The organism is Nitrosophilus sp. (assembly GCF_982775275.1).
In genome coordinates this window covers 1-5,919 of sequence record NZ_CEXZHP010000088.1, presented here as the reverse complement: position 1 = coordinate 5,919, position 5,919 = coordinate 1, and the positions used below count along the sequence as shown (strand labels likewise).

Genomic DNA, 5,919 nt, shown 5'->3' with positions numbered 1-5,919 from the left:
TTAGGGGAATAATAATGGTAGGTTATATTTATGATCCTATTTTTACTATGCATGATACTAAGGAGCATATAGAAAATAAAAATAGAGTTATCGTAATTGATGAGGCTTTAAAAGATTTTAATTTAAAACATTACGATGTAAAAAGAGCAAGCAAAGAAGATCTTTATAAAATACATCAAAAAGAGTATGTTGACTGGGTTGAAAAAGCGTATGAAAACGGTTACAGAATGATATTGAATGAAGATACAATTTTATCGCCTATGAGTTATGAGGTAGCTTTATATGCTGCAGGATCAACAATGCCAATAATTGATGCTTTTAAAAGGGGTGAGATAAAAAGAGCCTTTTTAAATATTCGTCCTCCAGGACATCATGCCGAAAGAAAAACGGGACAGGGAATTTGTATATTTAACAATGTTGCGTTAATGGCAAAATATGCTCAATCAAGAGGTTATGAAAAAGTTATGATTATAGACTTTGATGTTCATCATGGAAATGGAACACAAGATATTTTTTATGAAGATGATAGCGTATTTTATTTTAGCACCCATGAAAAAAATAATTATCCCTATTTTACAGGTAGTGAAGAAGAGATAGGAAAAGGAAGGGGCAAAGGGTATAATTTAAACAAACCCTATGGAGATTATTGTGATGATGAAACCCTTTTGAAGCTTTATGATGATCTTCCAAGTTGGTTTGACTTTGATATAGTGTTAGTTAGTGCTGGATATGATTTGATGAAAGATGAATTTATTTCGACCGCACAAATCACTTTTGATGGATTAAAAAAATTGATTCAAAAAATTTTGGATTTTAGTAAAAATAAGCCTATAGCTTTTTTATTAGAAGGAGGTTACAATCTTAACTCCTTAGCAAAAAGCGCAAAAATTACTGTTAATGAGCTTTTCTTTTATGATGTGAAAGTCTAATTAATCCTGCTTCAATTTTAATAAACTCGACACTTTTTCTATCAAATTTATCTAGATCTATTTTTAATTTTTTAGCCATTTTATAAACAATATCTAAAGGCTTTGGATCTGCTTTTTCCCAATAGGGTCTTAATTCCCTTAAAAAAATATTAACAGTAATTGGTCCAATGCCGTAAAATTGATCAAGCCTATCTTCTAAATCTTTAGAGTCTTTTGATAGATTATGGATTTTGTTCAAACTTCCATCATATTTTTCTAAAAGATATTTGCAATCTTTTAAAATTTGATCCGATTTTTTCCCATCATATCTTACATATCCTCCCTCCCTCATTATGGGATAAACTAAAAAATCCCATCCAGCCTCAATTATTTTTTGCGGAGTTAAAAGATTGTATTTTTCAAAGGTTTTATATGTATTTTTAGCTATAGTTTTATTAATATGCCCACCATATAAGATGCTTGCCAAAAAACATTTAAAAAGTTCATTATCATCTTTTTTACTCAAATCAATACCAAGCTCTTCAGAGTATAGAAGCGAATTTTTAAGGTTTTGGAGTATATTTTTCATTTTTTTCCCAATTGATTTAAGTCATTTATAAACAACATTTATAATAATTATAATATAAAAAATTCCTAACAGGAAGAAAAGATGAGAAAGTTTGTTTTATTAATGATTTTTTTAAAAATATCTTTGCTTGCAAATATTTTTGCGGGAAGCGCAACCGTAAAATCTATGGAAATAAAAGGAGATTTTGCCAAAAATAGACAATGTATTAGGTGCCATTTAGATATTTATGAAGAGTATAAAAGTTCTGCCCATTATAAATCAACTATATTTAATGATGAGATTCATAAAGCTGCTTGGGAGGCTTTCAAAAAGAGTAAAAAGCCAAAAAAATATATATGCGGAAAATGTCATACCCCAACTTTAAAAAATAGATCTATTAATAACCTAAAAGAGGAAAGTAGCGCCATAAAAGAGTCAATTGCATGCGCTTATTGTCATAGAATCGAAGCTATTAAAAAGCATCCAAGAGAAAATGAAAATATTATATTAAATAAAAAAGGAGTATATTATGGAACAAGAAATCCAAAAATAAGATCAGAATATCATAAAATAATAAATACAAACATAATACATAAAAACGGCGATACTTGCCTTGGTTGCCACTCTCATAGAAAAAATAAGCAAGGTGTTGTTGTTTGCAAAACCGATAGTAAAAATAGTATGGAAAAAAACTGTATAACTTGCCATATGCCTCAAGTTGAGGGAAGTTTAAGTGATAGAGTAGAGACTTTTACTCATGCTTATCACGGATTTGCCGCACTTAAAAATAGACCGGATCTTTTAAAAAAATATATAGATTTGGTTATTGAGCCAAAAGAAAATTTTGTTAAGATTATTATAAAAAACAGAGCTCCCCACGACTTGATTTTGCATCCTATGAGAATGGCTAAACTTATTATAGAGGTTTATAAAAATAACAAAATAATAAAGAAAAAAGAGATAATTTTTCAAAAAGTTTTAGCTAAAGGCGATAAACCTTCTCCACCTTGGGTAGCTGATAATATACTAAAAGATAATGTATTAAAAGGAGAGGAAAAAAGAGAGTTCAAAATCGCTATAAAACCAAAAAATATAAAAGTTGTAGCAAAACTTGGTTTTTATTTGATTAAGCCAAAATTAGCCAAAAAGATGAATTTAGAAAAATATGCTGATTTTCGCCTATTAAAAAAGAGTGTTTTAAATATAAACTAGATAAAATTTTTTATGCAAAATATATATAGTTGGAAAAAAATATTTAATAATTTAAAAAAAGAGAAAAAAAATTTTTTAATAGCGCAGTTTTTGGCTCTTTTGGCAACCGCCGCAACAGTTCCTACTCCTCTTTTGATGCCTGTTTTGGTAGATGAGATACTTCTAAATAAACCTGGAAATATCGTAGGGATTATAGATCATATTTTTGGTAAGCAAAACCCTTTTGGATATACGATAATTGTGCTATTTGCCGTGCTCTTTTTAAGATTTTCCTACTCTTTTTTAAATATTTTGCAAAATCGTATATTTGAAAAAATATCAAAAAGCATAACATTTAAAATAAGAAAAGATGTTATTGAACATTTAAAAAAAGTCTCTCTAAAAGAGTATGAAATAATTGGCGGCTCAACCATATCTTCAAGACTAATAACCGATATTAATACTATAGATTCATTTTTAAGTATATCAATAAGCCGCTTTTTGATCTCAACATTGACACTTATTGGGATATCGATAGTATTGTTAGCAATCCATTGGCAACTTGCGCTTTTTATAATAATATTAAATCCTATTGTGGTAATTTTTGCAACAAAACTTGCAAGAAGAGTATCTAAGCTTAAAAAAGAGGAAAATAGAGCAATTGAAATTTTTCAAAAAAGTTTGGTAGAGACATTAGATCTTTTTGAACAGATAAGAGCTGCAAATAAAGAAAATCTTTTTTTCAAAAAAATAATAAATAATGCAAAAGATGTGATGCAAAAATCGATAAATTTTAGTTGGAAAAGCGATGCAGCAAGTAGACTTAGCTTTTTAATCTTTGTTAGTGGATTTGAGATATTTAGAGCTGCAGGAATCGTTGCGGTAGCTTATAGCGACCTAACTATAGGCTTAATGCTTGCTATTTTTGGGTATTTATGGTTTATGATGACACCAATTCAAGAGATTTTAAGTATTCAGTATGCATATAAAAACGCTTCTGTTGCACTTGATAGGATAAATGAGCTATTGAAGTTAAAAAAAGAGCCCTCATATCCCCATATTATAAACCCCTTTAAAGATAAAAAAAGTGTTGAGATAGAATTAAAAGATGTAAGTTTTTCATATGGACAAAAAACTGTTTTAAAAGATATCAATTTAAAAATATACCCTGGTAAAAAAACAGCCATTGTTGGAGCAAGTGGAAGCGGAAAAACAACCCTTAGTAGGATTTTGGTAGGGTTTTATCCTGTTGATAAAGGAGATATTTTTTATAACAAAGTTTCAATAAAAAAAATCGGGTTGGATGTAGTAAGGGAAAATGTCTCACTTGTTTTACAAAATCCTGTTCTTTTTAATGATACTATTAGGTTTAATCTTACTTTAGGAAAAGATATCGATGAAAAATATATATGGGAAGCTTTAAAAATTGCTCAAATAGAAAAAGATATAAAGGAGATGGAAAAAGGTTTAGATACTATTGTGGGACGGGCGGGGATTAGACTCTCCGGGGGGCAAAGACAAAGAATTGCAATTGCAAGGATGATTTTACAAAATCCAAAAGTTGTCATTTTAGACGAATCAACTTCAGCAATCGATATGGATACCGAAAAGAGACTTTTTGATGCGTTAAATGGCTTTTTAAAAGAGAAAACAACCATATTAATAGCCCATAGAATTAGCACAATAAAACAAGCAGATTTTATTTATGTGCTTGATAATGGTAAAATAGTAAAGCATGGTAGTTTTGATAAGTTTAGATTGGGTAGGAGATGATTATGCTAAGGATTTTGTTGCTAATAATTTTATTGTTTAGTTTTTCATATTGTGATGATGAGGCTAAAATTATTAGATCGGGTAATGGTTATTTAATAGTAAAAAATAGAGAAAAAATTGACAAATTATTATTAGAAAATAAAAAATTAAAAAAAGAGTTAGAAAATTTAAAAAGAAAAAATATCGAATTAGAAAATAAAAATATAGCACTAAAAAATTGCAATAATAATTATCTGATTTTAAAAAAGATAATCCCTTCTACTTTTGTTTTAATAAAAGATTGCTCAGTAGAAAATATTGATAAAGTTAGATTAAAAATATTTAAGAAGGGTGAAAAATTTACATCATTTTTAGAAGATAATAAAAATAGATATAAAATTTCTGGATTATTTAAAAAAGGAAAATGGTATGAAACCAATTTCGATTTTTGGATTGATAAAGAGTGTGTAAGAAAAATAAAATAGATGGTGACCCCAGGGGGAGTAATAACATAACTTCAATATTCCTAAAATAGGTATTTTGAAGATTTTTTTATTTTTGCTTTACCGCAAAAGCTACTTTTTAAAAAATTTTGAAGATTTTTTAGAATTATGTTTCGATTTGTAAACTTTTTTCAAATTTTTGGAGTACAAAAAGAACATTTTCTAATATTATGAAATGTATTTTTACATGCGGCAAACTGGATAAAAAATCAATTGTTTCCAAAACGGAAATAGTTTAAAAAGATAGTAATAGAGTTAAAAGAATATTTAGATTATATATAATTATATTTGTTCTAAATCCCATAAATAGGACTTGTCCAACTTATCCATATTAACTAAATTAGCCTAAAAGTCCCATAAAATGGACTTGTCCGAGTTATCCTGGCTACTTTTACAAAAGCAATTTATTATAATTTTGTATCAATTTTAGTTTACAAAATTATATTAAGATTGATTATTTTAAAAAATAGAGTTATAATAAACACAAATTTTGTGTTAAAGGATTTGCAATGGCCACAACAAAAATACGCAGTAACGTCTATCTTGATAAAGAGCTCAAAGAAAAAGCAAAAGAGATATTTAAAGAGTATGGATTGAGTCTCAGTGATGGAATAAATATGCTTTTAAATAGAGTTGTTAAAGGCTCAATGCCTCTTATACCTAATGAGCTCGACATCGAGTCTGTTGGCAAAGATGATCCAGATTATAAAGTTTTACAAGAGGCAAAAAAACATTACAAAAAGCACCCTGAGGACTATGTAGATTTTAACGATATAGACTGGGACTAATATGTTCAAACTCAAATTCTCCAAACAGTCCAAGAAATTCATTGAGAAACAAGACAAAAAAACAAAACAGCGATTTAAAGAGATATTTGAAAAACTTGCCAAAAATCCTTACGTAGAAGATATCGACACCAAAAAGATGAGCAATAGCGATTTTTTTAGACTCCGTATAGGCAAATATCGCTTTTTATACTTTATAGACAAAAATGAAC

General features: G+C 28.3%; 7 protein-coding genes. 6 read left to right on the top strand and 1 reads right to left on the bottom strand.

Going from position 1 to position 5,919, the window contains the following annotated elements; all coding sequences use genetic code 11:
• Window positions 1-929: histone deacetylase family protein (locus tag AC30RD_RS05455; protein WP_489493311.1), on the top strand; the 929-nt coding region annotated here is incomplete at its 5' end.
• Here the strand turns inward: AC30RD_RS05455 and AC30RD_RS05450 are convergent.
• Entirely contained in the window at window positions 895-1,497 is a 603-nt protein-coding gene (locus AC30RD_RS05450; protein ID WP_489493310.1) for an HhH-GDP family DNA glycosylase, read from the bottom strand. The two genes, AC30RD_RS05455 and AC30RD_RS05450, sit on opposite strands and share 35 nt — an antisense overlap.
• Window positions 1,498-1,578: 81 nt before the next feature.
• Between AC30RD_RS05450 and AC30RD_RS05445 the strand changes: the two genes are divergently transcribed.
• The 5 genes from AC30RD_RS05445 to AC30RD_RS05425 form a co-directional block, all read left to right on the top strand.
• The gene (locus AC30RD_RS05445; protein ID WP_489493309.1) at window positions 1,579-2,688 is read left to right on the top strand and encodes a multiheme c-type cytochrome; all 1,110 of its coding nucleotides are present in this window, start codon (window positions 1,579-1,581) and stop codon (window positions 2,686-2,688) included.
• Between the two features lie 12 nt (window positions 2,689-2,700).
• A complete protein-coding gene (locus tag AC30RD_RS05440) occupies window positions 2,701-4,440 on the top strand; it encodes an ABC transporter ATP-binding protein (protein ID WP_489493307.1) in 1,740 nt (579 codons plus the stop codon).
• Between the two features lie 2 nt (window positions 4,441-4,442).
• A complete protein-coding gene (locus AC30RD_RS05435) occupies window positions 4,443-4,904 on the top strand; it encodes a hypothetical protein (RefSeq protein ID WP_489493306.1) in 462 nt (153 codons plus the stop codon).
• Window positions 4,905-5,431: 527 nt separating this feature from the next.
• Window positions 5,432-5,710, top strand: coding sequence for a type II toxin-antitoxin system RelB/DinJ family antitoxin (locus tag AC30RD_RS05430; protein ID WP_489493305.1), 279 nt, complete (start codon window positions 5,432-5,434; stop codon window positions 5,708-5,710).
• 1 nt (window position 5,711) lies between these two features.
• On the top strand, window positions 5,712-5,919 hold a 208-nt coding region (locus AC30RD_RS05425; RefSeq protein ID WP_489493303.1), incomplete at its 3' end, for a type II toxin-antitoxin system RelE family toxin.